21 protein-coding genes, 1 tRNA gene and 1 pseudogene are annotated in these 21,665 nt (G+C 32.4%); 16 read left to right on the forward strand and 7 right to left on the reverse strand.

The annotated features are described in order from the left end of the window. Positions 1-293 precede the first annotated feature (293 nt). The 3 genes from ABD745_RS05865 (at position 294) to ABD745_RS05875 (ending at position 2,489) form a co-directional block, all read left to right on the forward strand. Entirely contained in the window at positions 294-1,169 is an 876-nt protein-coding gene (locus tag ABD745_RS05865; RefSeq protein WP_056015211.1) for an AraC family transcriptional regulator, read from the forward strand. Between the two features lie 112 nt (positions 1,170-1,281). Further along, positions 1,282-1,707 carry a YybH family protein gene (locus ABD745_RS05870; protein WP_056015210.1) on the forward strand — a complete coding sequence of 142 codons (426 nt, stop codon included), beginning with the start codon at positions 1,282-1,284 and terminating at the stop codon, positions 1,705-1,707. Between the two features lie 29 nt (positions 1,708-1,736). Continuing rightward, positions 1,737-2,489: an SDR family oxidoreductase gene (locus tag ABD745_RS05875; RefSeq protein WP_056015209.1), complete on the forward strand. Its 753-nt coding sequence runs from the start codon at positions 1,737-1,739 to the stop codon at positions 2,487-2,489. Between the two features lie 206 nt (positions 2,490-2,695). Here ABD745_RS05875 and ABD745_RS05880 read toward each other — a convergent pair whose 3' ends face one another. The 3 genes and pseudogenes from ABD745_RS05880 to ABD745_RS05890 all read right to left on the reverse strand — a co-directional run bounded on the left by ABD745_RS05880 (position 2,696) and on the right by ABD745_RS05890 (position 3,508). Continuing rightward, complete coding sequence (locus ABD745_RS05880; protein WP_249413646.1) at positions 2,696-2,863, reverse strand: winged helix-turn-helix transcriptional regulator; 168 nt, start codon at positions 2,861-2,863, stop codon at positions 2,696-2,698. A 34-nt stretch (positions 2,864-2,897) separates the two neighbouring features. Beyond that, positions 2,898-3,204 (reverse strand): annotated as a pseudogene (locus ABD745_RS05885) (transposase); the annotation flags it as partial. A gap of 230 nt (positions 3,205-3,434) precedes the next feature. Further along, positions 3,435-3,508: transfer RNA gene (locus tag ABD745_RS05890), tRNA-Arg, on the reverse strand. 47 nt (positions 3,509-3,555) lie between these two features. Here ABD745_RS05890 and ABD745_RS05895 point away from each other — a divergent pair. Genes ABD745_RS05895 through ABD745_RS05905 form a run of 3 tightly spaced genes read left to right on the forward strand, consistent with a single transcriptional unit; the run spans position 3,556 to position 7,333 of the window. After that, positions 3,556-4,602, forward strand: coding sequence for an ABC transporter substrate-binding protein (locus tag ABD745_RS05895; RefSeq protein WP_344826648.1), 1,047 nt, complete (start codon positions 3,556-3,558; stop codon positions 4,600-4,602). A 42-nt stretch (positions 4,603-4,644) separates the two neighbouring features. Beyond that, positions 4,645-5,289 (forward strand): monofunctional biosynthetic peptidoglycan transglycosylase, encoded by a 645-nt coding sequence (gene mtgA, locus ABD745_RS05900; RefSeq protein WP_344826651.1) that lies wholly within the window; start codon positions 4,645-4,647, stop codon positions 5,287-5,289. Positions 5,290-5,302: 13 nt separating this feature from the next. Beyond that, entirely contained in the window at positions 5,303-7,333 is a 2,031-nt protein-coding gene (locus tag ABD745_RS05905) for a recombinase (protein ID WP_344826653.1), read from the forward strand. Here the strand turns inward: ABD745_RS05905 and ABD745_RS05910 are convergent. From ABD745_RS05910 to ABD745_RS05920, 3 genes are read right to left on the reverse strand one after another with little or no spacing between them, the layout of a single operon-like run. Then, positions 7,311-7,607, reverse strand: coding sequence for a hypothetical protein (locus ABD745_RS05910; RefSeq protein WP_047400198.1), 297 nt, complete (start codon positions 7,605-7,607; stop codon positions 7,311-7,313). The two genes, ABD745_RS05905 and ABD745_RS05910, sit on opposite strands and share 23 nt — an antisense overlap. Position 7,608: 1 nt before the next feature. Next, positions 7,609-8,688 (reverse strand): DNA replication/repair protein RecF, encoded by a 1,080-nt coding sequence (gene recF, locus ABD745_RS05915; RefSeq protein WP_344826658.1) that lies wholly within the window; start codon positions 8,686-8,688, stop codon positions 7,609-7,611. A gap of 3 nt (positions 8,689-8,691) precedes the next feature. After that, positions 8,692-9,234, reverse strand: a complete 543-nt coding sequence (locus ABD745_RS05920; RefSeq protein WP_344826661.1) for a UbiA prenyltransferase family protein — start codon at positions 9,232-9,234, stop codon at positions 8,692-8,694. A gap of 231 nt (positions 9,235-9,465) precedes the next feature. On the opposite strand from ABD745_RS05920, the gene ABD745_RS05925 reads away from it, so the two are divergent. Both ABD745_RS05925 and ABD745_RS05930 read left to right on the forward strand, forming a co-directional pair. Continuing rightward, positions 9,466-15,372 carry an alpha-2-macroglobulin family protein gene (locus ABD745_RS05925; protein WP_344826664.1) on the forward strand — a complete coding sequence of 1,969 codons (5,907 nt, stop codon included), beginning with the start codon at positions 9,466-9,468 and terminating at the stop codon, positions 15,370-15,372. Between the two features lie 42 nt (positions 15,373-15,414). After that, positions 15,415-15,900 carry an ecotin family protein gene (locus tag ABD745_RS05930; protein WP_344826666.1) on the forward strand — a complete coding sequence of 162 codons (486 nt, stop codon included), beginning with the start codon at positions 15,415-15,417 and terminating at the stop codon, positions 15,898-15,900. Positions 15,901-15,954: 54 nt separating this feature from the next. Here the strand turns inward: ABD745_RS05930 and ABD745_RS05935 are convergent, their stop codons facing one another. Beyond that, the gene (locus tag ABD745_RS05935) at positions 15,955-17,235 is read right to left on the reverse strand and encodes a hypothetical protein (protein WP_344826669.1); all 1,281 of its coding nucleotides are present in this window, start codon (positions 17,233-17,235) and stop codon (positions 15,955-15,957) included. 297 nt (positions 17,236-17,532) lie between these two features. Here ABD745_RS05935 and ABD745_RS05940 point away from each other — a divergent pair, with 297 nt between their 5' ends. The 8 genes from ABD745_RS05940 (at position 17,533) to ABD745_RS05975 (ending at position 21,655) form a co-directional block, all read left to right on the forward strand. Next, positions 17,533-17,988, forward strand: coding sequence for a DUF1569 domain-containing protein (locus ABD745_RS05940; RefSeq protein ID WP_344826671.1), 456 nt, complete (start codon positions 17,533-17,535; stop codon positions 17,986-17,988). A 5-nt stretch (positions 17,989-17,993) separates the two neighbouring features. Then, the gene (locus ABD745_RS05945; protein WP_344826674.1) at positions 17,994-18,521 is read left to right on the forward strand and encodes a hypothetical protein; all 528 of its coding nucleotides are present in this window, start codon (positions 17,994-17,996) and stop codon (positions 18,519-18,521) included. Positions 18,522-18,545: 24 nt separating this feature from the next. Beyond that, positions 18,546-19,016 carry a hypothetical protein gene (locus ABD745_RS05950; RefSeq protein ID WP_344826677.1) on the forward strand — a complete coding sequence of 157 codons (471 nt, stop codon included), beginning with the start codon at positions 18,546-18,548 and terminating at the stop codon, positions 19,014-19,016. Between the two features lie 2 nt (positions 19,017-19,018). Next, a complete protein-coding gene (locus ABD745_RS05955; protein ID WP_344826679.1) occupies positions 19,019-19,423 on the forward strand; it encodes a hypothetical protein in 405 nt (134 codons plus the stop codon). Beyond that, positions 19,420-19,791, forward strand: a complete 372-nt coding sequence (locus tag ABD745_RS05960; protein ID WP_344826681.1) for a VOC family protein — start codon at positions 19,420-19,422, stop codon at positions 19,789-19,791. Before ABD745_RS05955 ends, ABD745_RS05960 begins: the two co-directional genes overlap by 4 nt. Before the next feature lie 99 nt (positions 19,792-19,890). After that, a complete protein-coding gene (locus ABD745_RS05965; protein ID WP_344826684.1) occupies positions 19,891-20,337 on the forward strand; it encodes a VOC family protein in 447 nt (148 codons plus the stop codon). A 252-nt stretch (positions 20,338-20,589) separates the two neighbouring features. Continuing rightward, the gene (locus ABD745_RS05970) at positions 20,590-21,267 is read left to right on the forward strand and encodes a DUF2490 domain-containing protein (RefSeq protein ID WP_344826686.1); all 678 of its coding nucleotides are present in this window, start codon (positions 20,590-20,592) and stop codon (positions 21,265-21,267) included. An 82-nt stretch (positions 21,268-21,349) separates the two neighbouring features. Continuing rightward, positions 21,350-21,655 carry a bestrophin family protein gene (locus tag ABD745_RS05975; protein ID WP_344826689.1) on the forward strand — a complete coding sequence of 102 codons (306 nt, stop codon included), beginning with the start codon at positions 21,350-21,352 and terminating at the stop codon, positions 21,653-21,655. The last annotated feature ends 10 nt before the right edge of the window (positions 21,656-21,665 follow it).

Below are 21,665 nucleotides of genomic sequence, written 5' to 3' on the forward strand. Positions count from 1 at the left end.
TTTATACTACCTGTTTTTATTTAAACAATTCAAATGAAGTTTAAATAATTCATTGATTCATAAACTGAAAGTCCAACTGATAAAAGGCAACGATATACTTAATTTTTTTGTTTTACTTATAAATTCTGTCTTTTTGCAACGTTGGAATTTTAGATAACTGTTAAAAATAGATGTTTTTTAATTTTGTGACGGATGAAAAAATTGCAGATTTCGTCAGCTTCTTTAATTTTAGTATTGAATAATATACACTATTAAATAAAGAAAAACTAAATTAGTTGTGCAAAGAAATTGTTATGCCTAAAAACGATTCAATTACATTAAATAGAATGGATTACAGCAGTGGGATTGCTGTTGGTATTTGGAACGGATCTACACCAGGTATTATAAAAGCACTTTCACCCCACAGGCACGACCATTATACTTGCATGCTAATTGAAGCTGATCAGCTTGAAGTTGTATTTGATTTTAAGCATTTAACAATGCCGGTGGGGACACTTTTTATCTCTCCTCCTGGACAAGTTCATCAGATTCTAGAGACTCTTAGCGCAACCGGTTGTTATCTGTCTTTTGAAAGCCGTCATATCGGTAGAACGGCACAAACCAGTTTGGATAATTTGTTAGAGGAAACCTTGATTATCGCTCTCTCTAATAATGAGCGGGATTGGTTTAGAACAATCTTTGATTCAATGATGAAATTACAAGATCTGAACGATATCGCTTACAGGCAAGTTGAAGAACCATTGCTTTCAGCTTTTATTGAACAGGCAGTTTTGTGCTACGAACGTCAATTATTCATTAATCCCGAAAGTATCAGTCTACGTTCTATCAGTCTCACAAAGGAATTCAGGAATCTTGTAAAATCACATTTCCGGAGTATTAAGCGTCCATTTGAATATGCAGAAAAGCTTAATATTACTGTTGGACATCTAAGCGATACAGTAAAAAAAGTGACTGGATCATCAGCTTCGGAACTGATTCAAAAGGAAGTGATGAACGAAGCGTTAAGATTGCTATACTATACGGAGGTAAGTATCAAGGAAATTTCCTATCAGCTGGGATATCAAGACACAAAATATTTCATTAGACTGTTCAGTAAAAAAGCAGGTTGTTCGCCAAGTGAATATCGGAAGAAATACGCTAAAAACTCAGACCAAATCTTAGATCATTAAAATTGTTCCTTATTTTGTCCACCTTTTACCTTAATTTGTGAGTGGCGTTGCATATGCCAATTGCTCAATTTTGTAAGACAAAAAAATTACTTCTAAAGAAAATTTAAGTCTTATGATTGGACAGAATTTTGTTGAAAGCTCAGTATTCTCATTGTCAAAAACTCCCGAGGGAATAGTCGACTCTTTTCTTGCTCATATGAATTCTTTCCATTCGGAGACTATGCTTCGTTTCTATGAGGAGGATGCAATCTTTATTAATGATAACGGTGAGCCTCGGAGAGGAAGATTGGAGATTGCGCGAGAATTGGACTGCTTCTTTAAATTCGGATTGCCAATCAAAATTACAACAAGGAATGTTTATGTAGATGGCAATCTAGCATCACTAATCTTGGACTGGAGTATAGCGGGTATTGCGAATAATGGTGAAAAAATATGTATGCGAGGAACATCTAATGATTATGCTAAAAGAGGAGCCGATGGATATTGGAGATATTGGTTTGAAAATCCCTTTGGTGTTCAAGTGCGCAGTTTATTTTAAAAAACTTTACAATATTAAATAAATCAGATATGAAAATTTTAGTAGTAGGAGGTACCGGTCTAACAGGGAGGCTTGTAACTAACAAATTGGAAAAACTTGGTCATAAAGTGGTGATTGGCTCGCCATCACAAGGTGTTGATATCCTTACTGGTGAAGGGCTTCAGGAAGCCTTGACCGGAACTGAAATAGTAATAGATCTATCAAATTCATCTTCTCCCGAAGGAGAAAATGCATTTCGATTTTTTGAGACTGCGGGAAAGAATCTTGTCAAAGCAGAATTGAATGCTAGTGTTAAGCATCATATCGTTCTATCAATTGTAGGAACAGATGATGCATTGGAAATCGGTTATCTTAGAGCAAAAAAACTTCAAGAGGATACTATTAAAAACTCAGGTATACCTTACACTATAATTAGGTCAACACAATTTCACGAACATGTGGAAGCCATCATCCAAGTTCAGGGAGAAGGGGATAAAGTTTTTGTTTCGAACTTAGACTATCAACCAATTGCACTTGATGATGTTGCCGAGTTCATAGTACAATTTTCTTTGGAAGAACCTAAAAATAACACCATTGAAATTGCAGGACCAAGACGTGGCAAAATGGAGGCTTTTGTCTCTGAGTATATTCAAATTACCGGTCAGGATAAAAAAGTGATTATAGACAATGAAAATAAGTATATGCATTTTGTTGTTCCTACTTCACTTTTAGTTCCCACTGGGCAATACAATACAGGCAAAATACTTTTTGAGAACTGGGCACTTGAAACACATAAAATTTAATCTTCTAAATTTATCCTTTCGCTTAAAGCAGTTCTAAAATTTGAGTGCAGTTAAGTACTTCTTTATCACTATTTATGTTCTTTTTTTCAACTTATTAAGAAGATGGAAATTAATAATGAATTGATTTTTAATATGGAAAGGGAAAAAATTATTTATTGTGAAAAGCAGTAAAAACGTTTTAATTGAAGATGATAATTTCTTTTAATTTAATTAATTTTCTTATCAAGAATAATAATTTTTCTGTGTTCTCTTCCCCAATTAATCATTTCATTGATAATTTTGCCGAAAGTTGGGCAGCATTCTGTCGGTTCATATTCGATTAAAACAGGTGTTTCGGGACAAACGATGCATTTTACCAATTTATTCAGCTCCATATCTTTTAGTTCTTTGAAAGCATTCTAGTGGTAATTTTACTTTCCGATCTAATCCTACTGCCAAATAGATGGGTTTTGTTAATGACCTTGGAGTTTTCACGAACATCGAATACGATTCCGATTAAATACAAATCTTCTAAGGGGCGGTTTTGGCAGCTCACCATTTCGGTAGCAACGGCATTGGTAATTATGGAAATAGCAGAGGAAGATATTTCAAAGTCGTATAGTTCTTTAACCTTCTCATCGATATCGCTCACAATCATACCTTTGGCGTATAATGAGATAATAATATTCTCCAAACATTTAATGATGTTGTGCGTTTTTTGTTCCGGTATTAACATTTTTTATTTCCTCTTCCAAAAATTTCTGATCACTCATACAAGTTAATTTTCGACAATATAGGAAACCTAAAATAGGTAAATAATGAGCTATATTTTGTAATGAATTGCCACATTAAGAATTTTTAAATAGGTCAGTTACAGCTTTAAACAAATATTATTCTGGATTATTCTGAAATTAAGAACAAAAAAATGGCTCAATTTGGATTAAATTAGAGCCATTTGGGCGTTTGTGACCTCGACAGGATTCAAACCTGTAACCTTCTGAGCCGTAATCAGATGCGCTATTCAGTTGCGCCACGAGGCCGTCATTAAAGGTTTGCAAATATAACACTTTTTTCTTTTCTTTGAAAGATGAAAGCAAGAATTTTACTGTTAATCGCGTTTTTGACTCTAACCGCTTGTAAAAGAGAACCAAAAATTTCATCTTCTGAATCGACCTCGATCTCAAATCTTGTCCAGTATAAGGAACAAAACGGCATTTTGAACCTGAAATCGGGAAATTTCACTTATGATTTTAAACAAAATCAAATTCCTTTTAAGAAAATCATTCTTCTTAATGCAAGTATGGCGGGGTATATTTCGGAACTTGGAGCAGAAAATCTGGTGATCGGAGTTTCCAGTCCGGAATACATTTTTTCTGAAAAAATTCAAAGCTTATTAAAAGAAGGTAAAATTCAAAATGTAGGAAATGAACAAAAATATGATGTAGAAAAAATTCTTTCTTTAAAACCTGATGCTGTTTTTACCAATCATATTGCAAGTTTTGATAATACCTATCAATTATTAAAAAATAACGGAATTCAGGTGATTTTCCTTGATGAGTATATGGAACAGAAACCTTTGGAAAAGGCAGCTTACATCAAGCTTTTCGGGAAACTTCTCGGAAAAAATAAAGAAGCCGAAACCAAATATCAAGAAGTTGTGAAAAACTATAAAGATTTAAAACAATTAGTTTTAAAAGCAAAAGAAAAACCGACCGTTTTAGCAAACGAAATGTATGGTGATGTTTGGTACCTTCCGGGCGGGAAAACTTCTGTTGCCAATTTTATTTCTGATGCCAATGCTAATTATGTTTTAAAAAATAATTCAGAAGAAAAAGCAGTTACCATGAGCTTTGAAGAAGTTTTTACTAAATCAAACGGAGTCCAGTATTGGATAAATGCAGGAAACCATGTCTCGAAAAAAGAAATGTTGAGTATGAATCCCTTTTACAGCAAATTAAATGTTTTCAATAAAGGAAAAATCTATGTGATTACAGGTAAAGAAAGAGCACAGGCAAATGACTTTTTTGAAAGTGGTGTAGTAAGATCCGACCTTGTTTTAAAGGATTATATTAAGATTTTTCATCCTGAACTTTTGCCGGATTATAAGCTGACTTATATGAAAGAGTTGCAATAACTCGAGTATTTGCTTATTTTTGACATTCCTTTTTACAAGATTATGTGGAAAAAAATTAAACAGTTTATATTTATCGTTCTGATCCTGAATGTTGTATTTATCGTTTGGGGAAGATTTTTCAATCCGCCGATTACAATTACACAAATAGGCGGTCTTTTCGAATACGGAAGACTCCAGAGGGATTATATTTCCTACGATGAAATGGGAAATAACGTAAAAAAAGCGGTTATTGCTTCCGAAGATCAGAAATTCTTTATTCATGATGGTTTCGATTATACCGCAATCGAAAAAGCGATGAAAAATAACGGAAAAGGAAAAAAAATAAGAGGCGGCAGTACAATTTCTCAGCAGACTGCAAAAAATATTTTTCTTTGGCAGGGCAGAAGCTGGCTGAGAAAAGGGTTGGAAGCTGTTTATACTTTCATCATCGAAAAAGTCTGGAGCAAAGATATTATCCTTGAAAGATATTTGAATTCTATCGAAATGGGACAAGGAGTTTTCGGAATTGAAGCGGCTTCACAGTACTATTTCGGGAAATCTTCCAAAGATCTTCCAACTTCTGAAGCAGCTTGGATTGCGGCGGTTTTACCAAATCCAAAAAAGTATGATCCAAAAAATCCCTCGGCATATTTGAGAAAGAAACACAATTGGATCATGAGACAAATGAGGAATGTGAGTTTGAAATAGTATCTTTGTACTAATGAAACTCTTTAATTCCAGTACAAATTTTGAGTCAGTTCTTAAAAAATACTTTTCTTTTAAGAATGAAACGCTTTCTCTGGAACCGTTTGCTGAATTTTTAGAAAGTGTAAAAAGATCGATTTTTACAGACGTTCTTGTTTTTTTTAGAAATAATCCTCAGTACACTGAAAATTTTAAACATTACGTTCATAATATTTTTGGAGGAAGAACCTTTAATTTATCCTTAACGGAGGCAAATATTCTGTCGGAAAACGCTTTTGTTCCTGAGTTTAAAAAAAGAATTCTTAATAAAATTTTACCACCGGTTGTTAATGAAAAAACAATTTGGTATTTAATAGACAATGCCAGTTTAAGGCCGGAAAAAGATTTAAAATATTTTCATAATCTTCCTGAAAATGAGATTGATGAATTATTCAATATTCTTGAGATTTCAGATTTTATCATCCTCCCGAATGTGAAAAAAGAAATGCTTTTTTCAATGAATATCCTGTCGTGGCGGGTCACCGGAGCGGCTATGGAAGTGGAAGTTGTGAGAATGGCTCCCGAATACCGAAACTTCGACAACCCGTTTCTTGCTTTACAAAACGAACTTGAAGAATTAGCTGCCGAATTTGAAAAAAACTCCCAATTACAGCTGAATTCAAAAGATAGCAGATATAAGCAGATTAAAATTTATATTGAACAATGTTTAGAATTTGTTAATATTTCCTTTAAAAATTCCTCTAAATATGGTATTTCAGGGAAAATTAATCAATCTCTTCTAAAAATCCGTCAACAGGTTCAAAGAATTTATGAAATTGTACAGTTGTTGGTAATTGATGAGGAAAAGGATGTTTTAATTAATTCCAAATATTTGGTTTTTAATATTTTAAGATATAAATCTCATAAAAATAATATTTCAGATCTTATTAATGACAGTACAAGATTAATCTCACATTTAATTACCAATCACACTGCGGAAACGGGAGCGCATTACATTACTTCAACCAAAAAGGAGTATATGACAATGTTCTACAAAGCCAGTGGTGGAGGGATTATTGTAGGTGCTTTATGTATTTTGAAAATGTTGTACGGCTATGTGCCCGGAAGTGATTTTTCGCACGCATTTTTGTATTCGATGAATTATGCGATGGGATTTGTGATGATCTATTTAATGGGATTCACTTTGGCTACCAAACAGCCTGCAATGACCGCTGCAACAATGACCAAAGTTTTGGCAGAAGAAGGAAATATAAAGAGCAGTAGCATGGAATTTGCGCACCTGGTTTCGAAATTATTCAGAAGTCAGTTTATTGCATTTGTAGGAAATGTTTTGCTGTCCTTTCCTATTGCTTTGTTAATAATTTATGGTTTAGATGTCTTTTTCTCACAAAATTTAGCTGTTGAAAGATCAGATAAATTATTGAAAGATTTGGATCCTTTTAACTCAAAAGCGATTCTTCATGCGAGTATTGCAGGGTTTTATCTTTTTATTTCCGGGATTATTTCCGGGAACATTGGTAATAATTCTGTTTTTTATCAGATACCGGAAAGAATAGCAAAAAATCTTTCGATACGAAGACTTTTCGGAAAAAAATTCGCGAAAGGATTGTCTAAGTATTATGCTAAAAACTGGCCCGGAATCATATCAAATTTCTGGTTTGGAGTTTTTCTTGGGGCAACAGCTCCGGTAGGGGCTTTTTTGGGGCTGGATCTGGATATTCGGCATATTACATTTGCCGCCGGAAACTTCGCTATCGGATTGTACGGAAAAGATTTTTCTGTTGATTCTTACACCTTCTGGATTTCTTTTATCACCGTTTTTGTCATTGGATTCTTTAACTTTTTAGTGAGTTTCAGTTTGTCTATGTTTCTAGCTTTCAGATCCAGAAAACTGAATTTCGGACAGGTAAGTGAAATTTATAAAGGAATTTTTAAATATTTTTTAAAGCACCCCTTTAAATTTTTCATTCCGTTAAGATCAGGTTTAGACGAAAAAGCAGATGAATTAATGAACAGTACGATGGCTACAAAATCTGAAGATCATTAAATTTATCCTCTCCAAATTTATCCTGAAATTTTCTCAGGTAAAAACTTTTACGCATCTGAAAATCATGTTTCAACAAAGGTGAATTTATTTTTATAATAACACATTTATTCTCAATATTCACGCTTTTAATTTCCTGAAACAGGCTTTCATCAAGGTATTCTTCAAGAAAATCTTTAATTTCAAAAGCTATTAATTTATGTTCAAATCCATGAATTCTTGCAAAAGATTTTACAAGTTCTGAGGATTGAAATTCACGTTTTTTATTCTTCTTCATTTTAAATTTCAAAAATGATACTTTCCTCATTAATTTTTTTTACCACACTTTCCGTACGTTCTCTATGCGTATCGGTAATGAAAATCTGTCCGAAGTTTTCCTGATTTACCAATTCAATAAGCTGAGAAACGCGGCTGTCATCCAGCTTATCAAAAATATCATCGAGTAAAAGAATCGGAGTTTTGTTTGTTAATTCTTTAATAAGACTCATCTGCGCCAGTTTTAAAGAAATTAAGAATGATTTCTGCTGACCTTGCGAACCAATTTTTTTTATTAAAACAGAATCCATTTCAAAAAGAAGATCGTCCTTATGAATTCCTTTTGAGGTATAAGTCAACATTCTGTCTTTTTCCAGGCTTTCCTGTAATAAATTTTCAAAGGAATTTTCAAGTAAATGTGACTCATAAAGAACGGAAACAGTTTCTTTTCCGCCAGAAATTATATGATAAAAATTCGTAACAATCGGATTTAATTTTTCAACAAAATTTCTTCTTTTAATGAAAATTTTTGTCCCGAATCTGGTGATCGGATCATCGTAGATTTCTAAAGAATCTTTATCCCAAACTCTGTTTTTGGCAAAATATTTTAACAGTGCATTTCTTTGCTGAACTGTTTTCTGATACTGAATTAAATCAAAAAGATATTCGGAATCGGTCTGAGAAATCATCGAATCCAAGAATTTCCGTCTGCTTTCCCCGGAATCCGAAATCAGATTAGAATCATATGGAGAAATCATTACACTCGGCAAATATCCGATGTGATCTGCCATTCTATCGTAACTTTTATCGTTTTTCTTGATGATTTTTTTTGCTTCTTTCGGCTGAGAAATTCTGATGGTGTCTTCGCTGTCATCATTCTGAATTTCAGCATCGATGGTGAAAAAATCTTCATCAATTTTGATGTTGTTTGTATCTGTATTTCCTAAAAAACTTTTCCCGACAGACAAGTAATGAAGTGCATCCAGAATATTGGTTTTTCCCACGCCGTTATTTCCCACAAAACAATTAATTTGAGGTGAAAATTCGAATTTTTTTTCAGAATGGTTTTTGAAATTGTACAGGGAAAGTTTCTTAATATTCATTTGTCAAAAATACTCCATTATTAGTAGAAATAAAAAAGGAAGTGCAGAACATGTTTCTATCCAAAAAGAAAAATAAGAATCATCTCTTTCATTTTCAGAAAAATAAATTAAAATATAAGTGATAATGCCTGAAAGAAAAAAAGCAATTGAATAATTTAATTCCAAATAAAAAACTGAAAGAATAGTACTTACAAAGATTAATGAATAAGCGATATATTTTGTGTTTTGAACGCCAATGATCGTTGGAAATGTCTTTATGGTATCCACTTTCATATCGCGAATATCAAAAGGTAAAACCAAAGCTGTAATAAAAAAGAAACTGATAAAAAATATGGGGAAATTAAATTCCGGCAGCGTTAGCCAGCAATTCATTAAAGCCCAGACTAAACCGACGTAAAATACCTTTAATAATGGAATTTTTCGAATATACATATCGAGGAAAAAACTATTGTACAACAATCCTAAAATAACTATTATAAACCATTTTATCAATCGTATTTCGTTATGATTGTGAATAATTAAAAGTGAGCAAATGATTCCTGCCACAACATTTAGAATGAGTATTTTAAAAAAATGTTTTGTTTTTTGGTATTTTGTGTACAGATATCCGCTGAAATAGGTGATGAAAATTAAGAACACTGTCGGATAACGGAATGTGTTTTGCTCTTCCATGAAAAATACTGCGAAAAGAGTTCCCGTTAAGGATACGTAAAGTTGACTGTCTATAACGGATTTTTTCAGTATTTTTAAGAAATTCATTTATCAAAAATAACATATATGAAAAGATTTTCCAAGATTTTTGTGCTTTTGCTTCTCCTGCTGAATTTTTCAGCGGTTTTTGCTCAGAAATATTACGACGAGCAATGGAAGAAAGTAGCTGCAAATTCTCAAAAAGGTGCTTATAAATCTAATGTTCCCATAATTTTAGACATACAAAAACAAGCGATGAAAGATAATAATATTTTACAGCTTATTCAATCTTTAAAGGCAGAATTCAGTATTGTAAACCAAACATCAGATGATGAAAAAAACGATGCCGTAAGTCAGCTTTTCAAAAAACTGAAGAATGTTGAAAAACAATTAAAAGACGATGATAAAATATTGTTTGAGGTTTTATTGAATGGATTTTTTCTCGATTATTATAACGAACATTCGTGGGAAATTGGAGAACGCACCAATATAAATTCTCAGGATATTTCTCAAATAGAGACATGGAGCAAGCTTGATTTTAAAAATTATTTAAATAAAAATTATCAGGAACTTGATCAGCAAAAAGAAAAAATGAGAAAAATTTCTCTTAAAAAATATGAGAATGCTTTTTCAAATAACGATTATATTTCCTATTTCCCGACATTATGGGATTGGTATCTTACCAAGAAGATTACTTTTCTTTCTGATAATGATCTTTTTACCAAAAATGATCTTGAACAGAATCGCATCAGCATTAATATAATTTATGATGAATTAATTGCTCAGAACACTGGGAATTCCAAATTATATTTCATGCACAAAAAATTGCAGGAAAACTGTAATTCTAATCAATGCAAAGATAAATTGGTTCAGCTTCAAAATCTCCTGAAATCCGACACTGAGGGCGATTATAAAGTTTTGATCATGGATGATATTATGGAAGAGATGATTTCCAAAAAGAAGGAAAAAGAAGCTCTTGAAATTGCCAGTCAGGCAAAAACGAAATATCCGAAATCTTCTTTCATTGGCAATATTAAAAACAAAGAAGATCAGATCTTAAATCCATTTCTAAATATTAAATATGAACAGCAGACGCAAAGTAATATGCCGATTCATTTTGTTGCAGAATATAAAAATGTTTCCGCTTTTTCAATTAATATTTACGAGGTGAAAGATGATTTGACATCGTTTTTACAGTATGCTAAAAATTCTTACTCCAACACATTTGGTAAGATTAAAAAAAATCTTGTTAAAAAAGAGGTTTACAAATTAGATGATCCTAAAGATTTTCAAAATCATAAAACATCTTTAGAAATAAAATCTCTTCCATCAGGAATTTATCTTGCAGAATATTCTGTTGCTGAAATCAGCGCCAAAGATGCTGAAGCTGAAAAGGATTTTTATTTTCTGGTTTCGGATAACAGAATTATTTATCAGACAAAGACAGACAGAGATCAATTATCAAATGAGTTGAAATTAGTTAACAGCGAAAACGGGAAACCTGCTATCAATGAAAATCTTACATTTTATGAGTTTGTTTCTAATAAAACTTTAACTAAAATGGATGGGAAAACAGACGATAAAGGTGTTTTTAGATTTCCAAAGACAACAAGTAGTGATTATTACAGAACTTTCTTGATCCAACAGCCAAAAACAAATGACTTTCAGATGATGGAAGTGTATGGAAACAGAGTTTCTAATAATGATCAAAATAAAGAAGTCAAGCGTAGTAAAGCTCAAATCTTCATGGACAGAGCGATCTACAGACCGGGTCAGACAGTTTATTTTAAAGTAATTAATACGCAGCATGATAAAGAAATTGAATCTGTTGTTGCGGGATTAAAACAAAAGATAACTTTAACAGATACAAACGGTCAGGAAGTTTCTTCACAAACATTTACAACCAACGAATTTGGTTCTTATCACGGAAGTTTTATTCTTCCAAAAGGTAAATTAAACGGAACATTTTATCTGAGGACTGATGAAAATGATGGCTATGAAAATTTCAGAGTTGAGGAATATAAAAGACCAAAATTTGAAGTGACGTTTGATCCTGTGAAAGACGAATACAAATACGGACAAATTATCGAACTGAAAGGAAAAGCCATTATGTTTTCGGGTGTTGCTTTGAGTAATACGACCGTAAATTATGAAATCAAAAAACATAATATCCGCTGGAGATATTTTAGCTGGTATCCACAAAATGACGACAATGAGAATTCTATTTTAGGAGAAGTGAAAACAAATGAAAAAGGAGAATTCATAATTAAACTGGATCTGAAAAAAGACGAAAAATTAGAAGGTATTCAGATTGATAATTATGAAATAAATGCTTCTGTGACAGACATCAATGGTGAAACACAAACAGCAGATACAGAACTTAAAGTAGCTTCAGTTTCTCATTACATACAGGCTGATGAAATTAAAAATACTTTTTCTGATGAAAATGTAAAACTAAAAGTTGAAACGAAAAATTATAATGAGCAACTTCTTAAAAAATCTTATCAGGTAAAACTTTCAAAACTAGAATCGCCCGACAGGATTTTTAGAAATAATTTCAAATCGGAAGTTCAGGATTTACCGAAATTTTCAAAAGAAGAGTTCATCAGCAAATTTCCACACGATTTTTATGATAAAAATGATGAAATTAAAAATTGGAAGTCAACACTGGTTTTTGAAAAAGCACAACAACCAACAGCTGACAACCAAACATCAACAACTAATCTGGATTTAGGAAAATTAGAAACAGGAGATTATAAGCTTGAATTGTATAATATTGAAGGAAAAGACACGATAAAAACTTCTCAAAATTTCAGTGTCTGGAATAAAAATTCTTTGAAAGCTAATCAGAAAACTTTCCTTACGGTTTTAGAGCCTAAAAAAGAGTTTGTGAGAGGAGAGAAAGCTGTATTTCATGTTTATTCTGCAATTCCGGATGCTTTGCTGAATATTTTTGTTCAGGACGGATCGGGGAAAACGGTTTCTGAGGTTCGTCAATTTAAAAACGGAATTGTAGAATACACAACAGATATTTCTAAAGATAAAAATATACAGACTTTGAATGTGCAGTTTCAGGTGGTAGCGTTTAATGATGTTCAGACGGAATCTGTAAATCTTGCTATTAAAGATACTGAAGAACCATTGAGAATAGAAACGGTTACTTTCAGGGATAAAATTCAGCCGAATTCAAAAGAAAAATGGTCTGTAAAAGTGTTAGGAAATGAAAAAGAGAGAATCAGTGCAGAAGTTTTAGCGAATATGTATGATATGTCTCTGGATAAATTTGCTGTCAATAAATTTAACTGGTACAGTTTATATGCTCCGACTTCAATTGTAACCTCTTATGACATCAGACAATATCTTCTTCAGAAATATTACCAAAAAAGATTAGATTATTTTGAGGGACAACAGGTTGAGGTTCCGATTTTTGATTGGTTTGACGGAAGTATATTATGGATGAGTGGAGGTCTTCTTGAGACAAGGACAGGTCTGGTTAGTGTAGAAGGAGTAAAAGCTGCAGCATATACACCGCCACCTCCAATTGGAAGAGCAAAAGCAAGTATGGCAATGAAAGTAGCAGTTGCAGAAGATAAAATTGCGATAATTCAAAATGTTGTTCCTGAGCCAGTAAAAGCACCTAAAATAGAAACTCCACTGGCAGAAATTGATTTAAGTAAAATTCCTGTCCGCCAGAATTTAAACGAAACCGCCTTCTTCTATCCGGATTTAAAAACAGATTCCGACGGAAACGTAAGCTTCGAATTCAATTCTCCGGAAGCACTCACAAAATGGAAATTAATGTTCCTTGCTCACACAAAAGATGCAAGAGCTGCAACATTGGAAAAAGAAGTCGTTACACAAAAAGAATTTTCAGTAACTCCAAATTATCCAAGATTTTTGAGAGAAGGTGACGAATTGAATCTTCAGTCAAAATTATCGAACTTAACAAGCAAAAAATTAAACGGCTCGGCAAGTTTACAGATTTTGGATGCTTTCACAAACGAAGATATTTCGTCGAAATTTGGTTTAAATTCAAGCATCCAGAATTTTGATTTAAATGAAAACGGAAATTCAGCGTTGACATGGAAAGTGAAGGTTCCGAATAACGTTTCCTCGATTATTTTGAAAGTGGTTGCAAAAGCCGGTCAATATTCTGATGGTGAGCAAAAAGCGGTGGCAATCTTACCAAACAGAATGTTGGTGACGGATGCAGTTCCGGTTTTTGTAAAAGAAGGTGAAACAAAAACGTTTGAAATAGAAAATCTTAAAAACGCAAATTCAACAACGATTTCGAATGTTTCAAATACATTGGAACTGACAACCAATCCGATTTGGGAAATCATGTTTGCGCTTCCAAGTCTTAAAAATGATCAGAATAATTCTGCTGATGTGATCTTTAATAAATGGTTTGCAGATGTTTTGGCTTCAGAGATATTCAAAGCTAATCCTAAACTAAAAACCATTTTCGAAGAATATCAAAATAAGGGATTACTAAACTCAAATCTTGAAAAAAATCAAGAGCTGAAACAATTGTTATTAGAAGAAACGCCTTGGGTTTTAGAAAGTAAAAATGAAGGCGAACAAATGCAAAAACTGGCTTTACTGTTCGATGTTAATTCAATGAAAAATTCTATCAATCAGGATTGGGATGATTTCAAAAAACTTCAAAATCCGGATGGTGGCTTTTCTTGGTATTCCGGTTATCCGAGTTCGTATTCAACGTCGCTTTATATTCTTAAAAACTTAGGAAAAATCAATTCCTGGTTAAAAGATAATGTGAAAGATTATCAAAATTCAGAACAAAACGAATTGGTTCAAAAATTAGTTCAATATGTGGACAACGAGATCAATAAATATTCGGATATAAAGAAAGAAAATGTCTGGAATAATTGGACGCTGGATTATCTTGATACCAGAAATTATTGGGAAAAACAATATCCATTAAAAGGAAAAGGAGCAACAATAAAATCATTAGTAAAACAAAAAGCAAAAACGGCAAAAATCACAGATTTTACCTTCTTTGGATTGCATCGTGCGGCTTTGTTGATGAGCGATTATGGCTTGAAAGACACTTCAGATAAGTTGATGAATTATTTAAAGGAAACTTCTGTAGATTCAAAAACTCAGGGTGTTTACTGGAAACAGAATCTTGATGATTGGGGATGGTTCAGCTCGAAAGTGGTGAATCACGCAGGTGCTTTGGAAGCTTTCAACAAATTGAAACCAAACGACCAGAAATTCATTGAAGACATGAAAATCTGGTTGATTACCCAAAAAGAAGTGAATTCTTGGGGAAGTTCAAGAGGAACTTCGGAAGTTATTTTTACCATTTTAAATTCAGGAAAATCTTGGACGAGTGCCGAAAGCGACAAAGCAACCATCATCTGGGGCGGAAAAGAATTACAGCCACAAACTCAGGCAACGGGTTATGTGAAATCTACTGTGAAAACGGATGTTTTAGACAAAAACTTAGCAACAGTTACTGTAACAAAACCCGGAGCAGGAATCGTGCAGGGAGGATTATTCTGGCAATATTATGAAGATCTTGACAAAATAAAATCTTCTGAGAATTACATATCCATAACAAAAGAATTGTATAAAAAAATCAAAACGGTAAATGGAGAAGAACTGCAAAAGATCTCTCCGGAAACTCCGTTGAAAGTAGGTGATAAAGTTACTGTAAGAATGATTTTAAATACCGATCGCCCCATGGAATTTATCCATATTAAAGACATGAGAGCGGCAGGTTTTGAACCTTTAGATGTACTTTCGGGATATCAGTGGAAAAATAATTTGGGGTATTATCAGTCAACGAAAGATGCTTCCACCAACTTCTATATCGAAAATATGCAAAAAGGAAAATATGTGTTCGAATATGATTATGTTGCCAATGCATCCGGAAAATTCTCTAATGGGATTACAACCATTCAGAATTATTATGCACCGCAGATGAATGCCCATACAAAAGGAACGAATGTTCAGATTTTGGAATGATTTTTGGCTTTAAGGAATTTGTAAAATTTAAATACAAAAAATATGAAATTTTCAAAAACAATTATTGCAGGATTGATTATGTTTGCCGGAGCCAATGCTTTCGCTCAGAAGAAAGTTGAAAAGTTTGAGAAATTACAGATTGAAATGTTTCCAAAAGCTAAAGAAGGTTATAAACAAGTTTATGTTCAGCTTCCTATTGCAAAAAATGAAAATGATTTAAAAGTAGAGTTCTTTGCCGGGACAGAAAAAATGTTGGATTGTAATAAGCATTTTTTGATTGGAAAGGTGAATAATCAGGATCTTCAAGGTTGGGGTTATAATTATTATGAAATAGAATCAAAAGGTGAAACGGGCGGAACATTAATGGCTTGTCCGGATCAAAAACTAACTAAAAAATTTGTTTCCCTTCAGCCGGAAACGGTAAGATATAACAGTAAGTTACCACTGGTTTTCTACATTCCGAAAGACATGGAAATTCGTTACAGAATTTTGCGACCTGATGCGATGAAGAAAGCTGTTCAAAGATAATTTTGAATTAATTTTAAATATAAAACTCCTTACATTTTGTAGGGAGTTTTTGTTTTAAGTTTGCCATCTACTTCCAACTCTTACAATCCAGCCTTCCGGAACTTTTATAAAAATATAAGTCTCACCTCTTATCAAGCCATCAAAAGTTAAAATGTAAGTGTCTTTTTTATCATCACATTTGAGAATTCTACTGTAGTTTGGATTGTAACTAATACCATAATTGTATTTTAAATATTTGAGATATTCCTTAGAAGTTAGAAAAATTGTTTTTTCACCATAAGTATTCATTCGCCTTATATTTTCATCATCAGTAACAATTACTCTAAAATCTAAAAGGTCTAAGAAACTTTTTTCTCGGGGTTTAAATTCTGTTTCTCGATTTTTTATTTGTCTTTGTATATCTTCGTGAACTGTTTTTAAATCTGTAATAAACTCGTCCATTCTTACGTTAGAATTTTTTGTCAATGAATAATAATCCCCAAATCTTAGTATTTCTATAAGTCTTGTAAAATCGTTATCCAAATTTTTGTATCTTGGGTTTTCATCTTCAAAATCGTTGATACCATCATTATCTGTATCTTTTGAGAAAGGATTTGTAAAGTAGACTAATTTTTCTTCAATATCATTAATACCATCTTCATCAGAATCTTTTAAAATTTCTTTTAGACTTAATGTTATTAGAGCATTGTTTTTAATGGTTTCATATTTAGGGAATGGGCTTGAAGGAAATAATGGTTCTTCAATCATTCTCACAATATCTGCTTCAATTTGTATGTTGTCATGGTCTTTCCATAAAGGATATTGAGAATTACTTTTAAACAAATAGTTTTTATAGCCTTCTAAACCTGTGTAATAGTTTTTCCAGTTTTTCCCATTATCAGAAGAAATTCTGAGATAATATTTAGGATTGAAAGAATAGCGAGTGCGATATAATATAGCTAATATTCCGTTGAGCTTACCTGTTTTAATAATAACAGGCTTAGGAATATCTCCATATTTTTTTGAATATTCAATTCTCTCGATAGAATCTCTAATTTTATAAGAAATATAAGTCGTATCAGGAGCTATTTTGCTTACCTCGGTATTGATTTTTATTTCTACTGAATCTAGGATATCCTGAGACTTAGAAAATTTCTTTAAATATTTAATCGAAATATAGTCAAACTGAGGTTTTAATGCATTTTTTTTTAAAATAGGCTTGAACTTATATATTGAATAAAAAGTATTAAGACTGTCTTCAGATTTCTTTAGAAGATTACACTTACATATTTCCATTTCTTGAGCGGTTGAAAAAGAATATATAGAAATTAATAAAAGTAGAAGATATTTTTTCAAGGCTTTAGTATTTATTATGGTAAAAACGACTTTTTTAAAAGCTTATTATAATCAAATTAAAAAAATATTGACTTTTAATCATTAAGTTAATAAATTAAACTTAATAGAAAAAACCAATTATAAATCAAATTTTGATTCATAACATCAGAAAAGATTGATAAATGACAATTCACAATTAAGTATTGCAGATAAGTGATTGTAATCATCTGAATTGTAGTTGATTAAATTCTTTTTAATAAATGGTGAAAAAGAAATGAAAAAAACTGATATATTTGTTTTTTTACAATTAAATAAACTATGGAAAACGTTTTTGATGCAAAAGATGCTCAGAATTACATTGATAGGATAAATAATCTTACACCGGAAACGAAAAGTTTGTGGGGGAAAATGATGGTGGATCAAATGTTGGCACATTGTAATGTGTCTTATGAAATGGTTTACGAACCTGAAAAACACAAAAAACCGGGTTCGATCTCCAAGTTTATCTTAAAATCGTTTGTAAAACCTAAAGTAGTGGGTGAAAAAGCATATACGCAAAACGGACCGACTGCCCCTCAGTTTATCGTGTCAGAAAGAAAAGATTTCGAGGAAGAAAAAAAGAGACTTATCGGGTTTATTCAAAAAACTCAACAGTTAGGAACTGCAGCTTTTGATGGAAAAGAATCTTTTTCTTTCGGAAAACTGAAAGCTCAGGAATGGAACAATATGTTTGCAAAACATTTAAATCATCATTTAGCACAATTCGGAGTATAATTTTGATGAAAAAAGTTCTATTATTTCTAATTTTTGCTTACTCATTTTCTTTTGGACAGTCGAGGGAATTTCCATTGAAGAATGAAGATTTCAGTCATTTACTGATGAATGAAGAAACTCCTTTTTACGGAATGATTTCTACACAGGAGACTGTTATTAAATTAAGAATAGAAAAAGCTGCTAAAAATCCTAAAAGGCAGGAGCAGTATTTAGTTTCAGGTTATTCTGACGTAGAAGGGAACAAATCAAATTTTTCAGGAGAAATAGTTTTTACCCAAAAGTATAATGTGAAAGACCTTCCTGATGAAATGCTTGTTTTTGGTGATTTTACTTTAAAAGAACTGGACTCTGGAGAACATTCTGGAATTTTTACAGGAAAGGTTAGAATCCAGACTCTAAAATTGATGACGAAAGATACCAATGCTACATTAACTTTCAAAGGAAAATGGAAAAACTATTCGGGAAATCTGGATTTTGATGTTTGGTGGGCAAATTTTTCTCCGAATGATATTTCTAAAGTGATATTTAAATAAAAAACTAAACACGTTCAAAACAATATGAAAAAACTTTTATTCCTTTTCGTTCTCATTTCAAATTTCTTTTTCTCACAAATGCCGGATATTTCAAATGTTTGGCTAAATAACAGCAAAGCTTACACAGGAACGATCGGAGACAAAAATCAGGAAATCAAACTGAAAATCAGTATTTCAGAACAGAATAAGAAAAATGATCAGGAATATTTTGTTTCCGGTTATACTTTAGTTGATAAAAATTACTCCAAATTCGAAGGAACTTTTACCATTACCAAATACAGAGATGCCAAGAAAAAAGGGGTTGTTTTTGGCGAGTATGAATTGGCGGAAGAAAATAAAGGAAAGCATTCCGGAATTTTGAAAGGCAGATTCATTTATACTTTCAAATGGAATAAAGAAAATGAAAAAGTAGAAGCTCAATATATCGAATTGATCGGTGATTGGAAGAGTTACGACGGAACTTTGGATTTTAAAACCCGTATTAAAAATCAATGATCATGATAAAACGGATTTTAGCTGTAATAGGCGGAATACTTGTAGGATCGATCGGAGTTTGGCTGATGGAAAGACTAGGGCATTCTTTGTATCCGTTTCCGGCAGGTTTAAAACCTGATGATTTGGAAGGTTTTAAGAAATATGTTGAAAATTTACCTTTTATGGGGAAATTTATAGTAATACTTGGTTACGCTTTAGGAGCCTTAGTTTCAGGTTTTGTAGCAACTAAAATTGCTGGTAATGGCAAACCGGCTGCAGCAATTATCTGTGGAGTTATTTTTACTTTTTTCACCATTTATAACATGGTAATGCTGCCCACTCCGATTTGGTTCTGGATCTTAGGAATCTTGGTTTGGGGATTGGTCTTAGCAGGATATAAATTAGCATTAAATAAAACAAGAATATGAAATTAGGTGCATTTTCAATTAGTTTAAGTGTAAAAGATCTTCAGAAATCTAAAGATTTTTATGAAAAACTGGGTTTCAGTCACATGGCTGGAAATACAGAGCATAATTATTTGATTATGAAAAACGGCGATCATATTATCGGTCTTTTTCAGGCGATGTTTGACGGAAATATGCTCACCTTCAATCCGGGATGGGATCAGAATGCTCAAAATCTTGAGGATTTTGATGATGTTCGTGATATTCAGAAAAAGTTAAAAGAACAGGGATTAACGCTGGAAAAAGATACTGATGAAACAACTTCGGGACCTGCTCATATTTATTTAAAGGATCCGGATGGAAATATGATTCTAATCGATCAACACAGGTAGTTCTAAAAATACAATAAAAACGTATCCGAAAAGCAATAAGCTTTACATTTTAAAAACAAATTAAAACTAAATTATACTAACTAAAAAAAGAAACACATTATGGCATCAGTAAATGTTTATTTAACATTCAACGGAAATTGCAGAGAAGCATTTGATTTTTATAAATCGGTTTTCGGCGGAGAATATCCTTACATCGGAACTTTTGGGGAAATGCCTCCAATGGAAGGTCAGGAAGCGAAAGAGGAAGACAAAGACAAAATCATGCACGTTTCTCTTCCGATTTCTAAAGAGACAGTTTTGATGGGAAGTGATATGGGTTGTGACTATGCATCTCAATTTAAAACCGGAAATAACTTCTCGATCTCAATCAATGCAGAATCTAAGGAAGAGGCTGATAAATTATTTGGAGGGCTTTCTGCAGACGGAACGGTAACAATGCCAATGGCAGATACTTTCTGGGGAGCTTATTTCGGAATGTTTACAGACAAATTCGGAATCAATTGGATGGTAAATTACGATGATCCGGCGAAAATGCAGCATCCGTAAAGTTAATATTTTGAATACGAAATATATTAAAACAAGAACCGACAATAAAATCTGTCGGTTTTTTTATATGTGTGATCTAAAATAGATTAACAATTTTAAAACAAATCTTAATCAACTGCTATAAATTGATTTTTTTTGAAAAAAGAATAATCTATTTAATTGTGAAACATAAATACATCAAATCTAATAGTTTGTTATTATTGATTTAAAGTATTAACTTTGTTAAAAACGATAGATAATAGTAATAGAATAATGAGGACTATTTTTAGAAATATAGCATTGGGTATTTTTTCTTTAACAACAACATTTTCGTTTGCGCAGAAAAATGATCTGGGAGCTTGGTATATGTATTTTGGGAACAATAAAATTAGCAAAAAATTAAACTTACACAACGAAATCCAGTACAGAAACTTTGATGGGATCGGAGATCTGGAGCAGCTTTTAATTCGTACCGGAATTGGATATGATCTTACAGAAAACAACAATAATATTTTGTTAGGATATGGTTTTATTTTGAGCCGACCTTATGTAAACGGTGAAAAAACTGAAAATATAGAGCACAGAATTTTCCAGCAATACATTACAAAACAGAAGTTCGGACGCTTTAATATTCAGCATCGTTATCGATTGGAAGAACGTTTTTTACAGGATGATTTCAGGATGAGGTTCAGGTATTTATTAGGGCTTAACATTCCGATCACCAATAAAGAAATGTCACCAAAAACACTGTATGCTTCGGCTTATAATGAAATATTTCTGCATTTTGACAGTCCTGTTTTCGACAGAAACAGAGTATACGGAGCTTTGGGATATGTAATTAATAAAAATATGAGGATAGAAGCTGGTTATATGAATCAGATTCAGGAAAATAAACATCGCGGACAGATCCAGATCGGTTTTTATAACAATATTCCATTTACAAAAGATTAAAAAAACTGTTTTCCGGAAGAATTTTTAAAAATTTAAACGATACATAATTTTAAATAATAAAAATAAAAAACATAAACACATTATGCACGCAGGGAAAAAATTTAGAGCTATGGAGTTCGTTGTCTGGACAAAGAGAAGCATTCTCTGCCTGACAATATTATCTACAATTCCGACGGTACTTTATTATCTGGGCTGGAAATTTATTTCCTTTCCTTGGCAGCCGATCGCGATTATGGGAACCGCGGTTGCTTTTATTGTAGGATTCAAAAATAATGCAAGTTACAGCCGACTTTGGGAAGCGAGACAGATCTACGGAGCAATTATTAATGAAAGCCGAAGTTTTGGTTATATCTTGAGAGATTCTCTTTCACAAAAAAAATACAGATAAAGTAAAATCA

Origin of the sequence: Chryseobacterium ginsenosidimutans (assembly GCF_039536845.1) — a bacterium.
Taxonomy (GTDB): Bacteria; Bacteroidota; Bacteroidia; order Flavobacteriales; family Weeksellaceae; genus Chryseobacterium; species Chryseobacterium ginsenosidimutans_B.

Excerpts from the sequence above, each read along its gene's own strand:
- ABD745_RS05865 (WP_056015211.1), top strand. The coding sequence starts at position 294 with ATGCCTAAAAACGATTCAATTACATTAAATAGAATGGATTACAGCAGT.
- ABD745_RS05870 (WP_056015210.1), top strand. The coding sequence starts at position 1,282 with ATGATTGGACAGAATTTTGTTGAAAGCTCAGTATTCTCATTGTCAAAA.
- ABD745_RS05875 (WP_056015209.1), top strand. The coding sequence starts at position 1,737 with ATGAAAATTTTAGTAGTAGGAGGTACCGGTCTAACAGGGAGGCTTGTA.
- ABD745_RS05880 (WP_249413646.1), bottom strand. The coding sequence starts at position 2,863 with ATGGAGCTGAATAAATTGGTAAAATGCATCGTTTGTCCCGAAACACCT.
- ABD745_RS05895 (WP_344826648.1), top strand. The coding sequence starts at position 3,556 with ATGAAAGCAAGAATTTTACTGTTAATCGCGTTTTTGACTCTAACCGCT.
- mtgA (WP_344826651.1), top strand. The coding sequence starts at position 4,645 with ATGTGGAAAAAAATTAAACAGTTTATATTTATCGTTCTGATCCTGAAT.
- ABD745_RS05905 (WP_344826653.1), top strand. The coding sequence starts at position 5,303 with ATGAAACTCTTTAATTCCAGTACAAATTTTGAGTCAGTTCTTAAAAAA.
- ABD745_RS05910 (WP_047400198.1), bottom strand. The coding sequence starts at position 7,607 with ATGAAGAAGAATAAAAAACGTGAATTTCAATCCTCAGAACTTGTAAAA.
- recF (WP_344826658.1), bottom strand. The coding sequence starts at position 8,688 with ATGAATATTAAGAAACTTTCCCTGTACAATTTCAAAAACCATTCTGAA.
- ABD745_RS05925 (WP_344826664.1), top strand. The coding sequence starts at position 9,466 with ATGAAAAGATTTTCCAAGATTTTTGTGCTTTTGCTTCTCCTGCTGAAT.
- ABD745_RS05930 (WP_344826666.1), top strand. The coding sequence starts at position 15,415 with ATGAAATTTTCAAAAACAATTATTGCAGGATTGATTATGTTTGCCGGA.
- ABD745_RS05940 (WP_344826671.1), top strand. The coding sequence starts at position 17,533 with ATGGAAAACGTTTTTGATGCAAAAGATGCTCAGAATTACATTGATAGG.
- ABD745_RS05945 (WP_344826674.1), top strand. The coding sequence starts at position 17,994 with ATGAAAAAAGTTCTATTATTTCTAATTTTTGCTTACTCATTTTCTTTT.
- ABD745_RS05950 (WP_344826677.1), top strand. The coding sequence starts at position 18,546 with ATGAAAAAACTTTTATTCCTTTTCGTTCTCATTTCAAATTTCTTTTTC.
- ABD745_RS05955 (WP_344826679.1), top strand. The coding sequence starts at position 19,019 with ATGATAAAACGGATTTTAGCTGTAATAGGCGGAATACTTGTAGGATCG.
- ABD745_RS05960 (WP_344826681.1), top strand. The coding sequence starts at position 19,420 with ATGAAATTAGGTGCATTTTCAATTAGTTTAAGTGTAAAAGATCTTCAG.
- ABD745_RS05965 (WP_344826684.1), top strand. The coding sequence starts at position 19,891 with ATGGCATCAGTAAATGTTTATTTAACATTCAACGGAAATTGCAGAGAA.
- ABD745_RS05970 (WP_344826686.1), top strand. The coding sequence starts at position 20,590 with ATGAGGACTATTTTTAGAAATATAGCATTGGGTATTTTTTCTTTAACA.
- ABD745_RS05975 (WP_344826689.1), top strand. The coding sequence starts at position 21,350 with ATGCACGCAGGGAAAAAATTTAGAGCTATGGAGTTCGTTGTCTGGACA.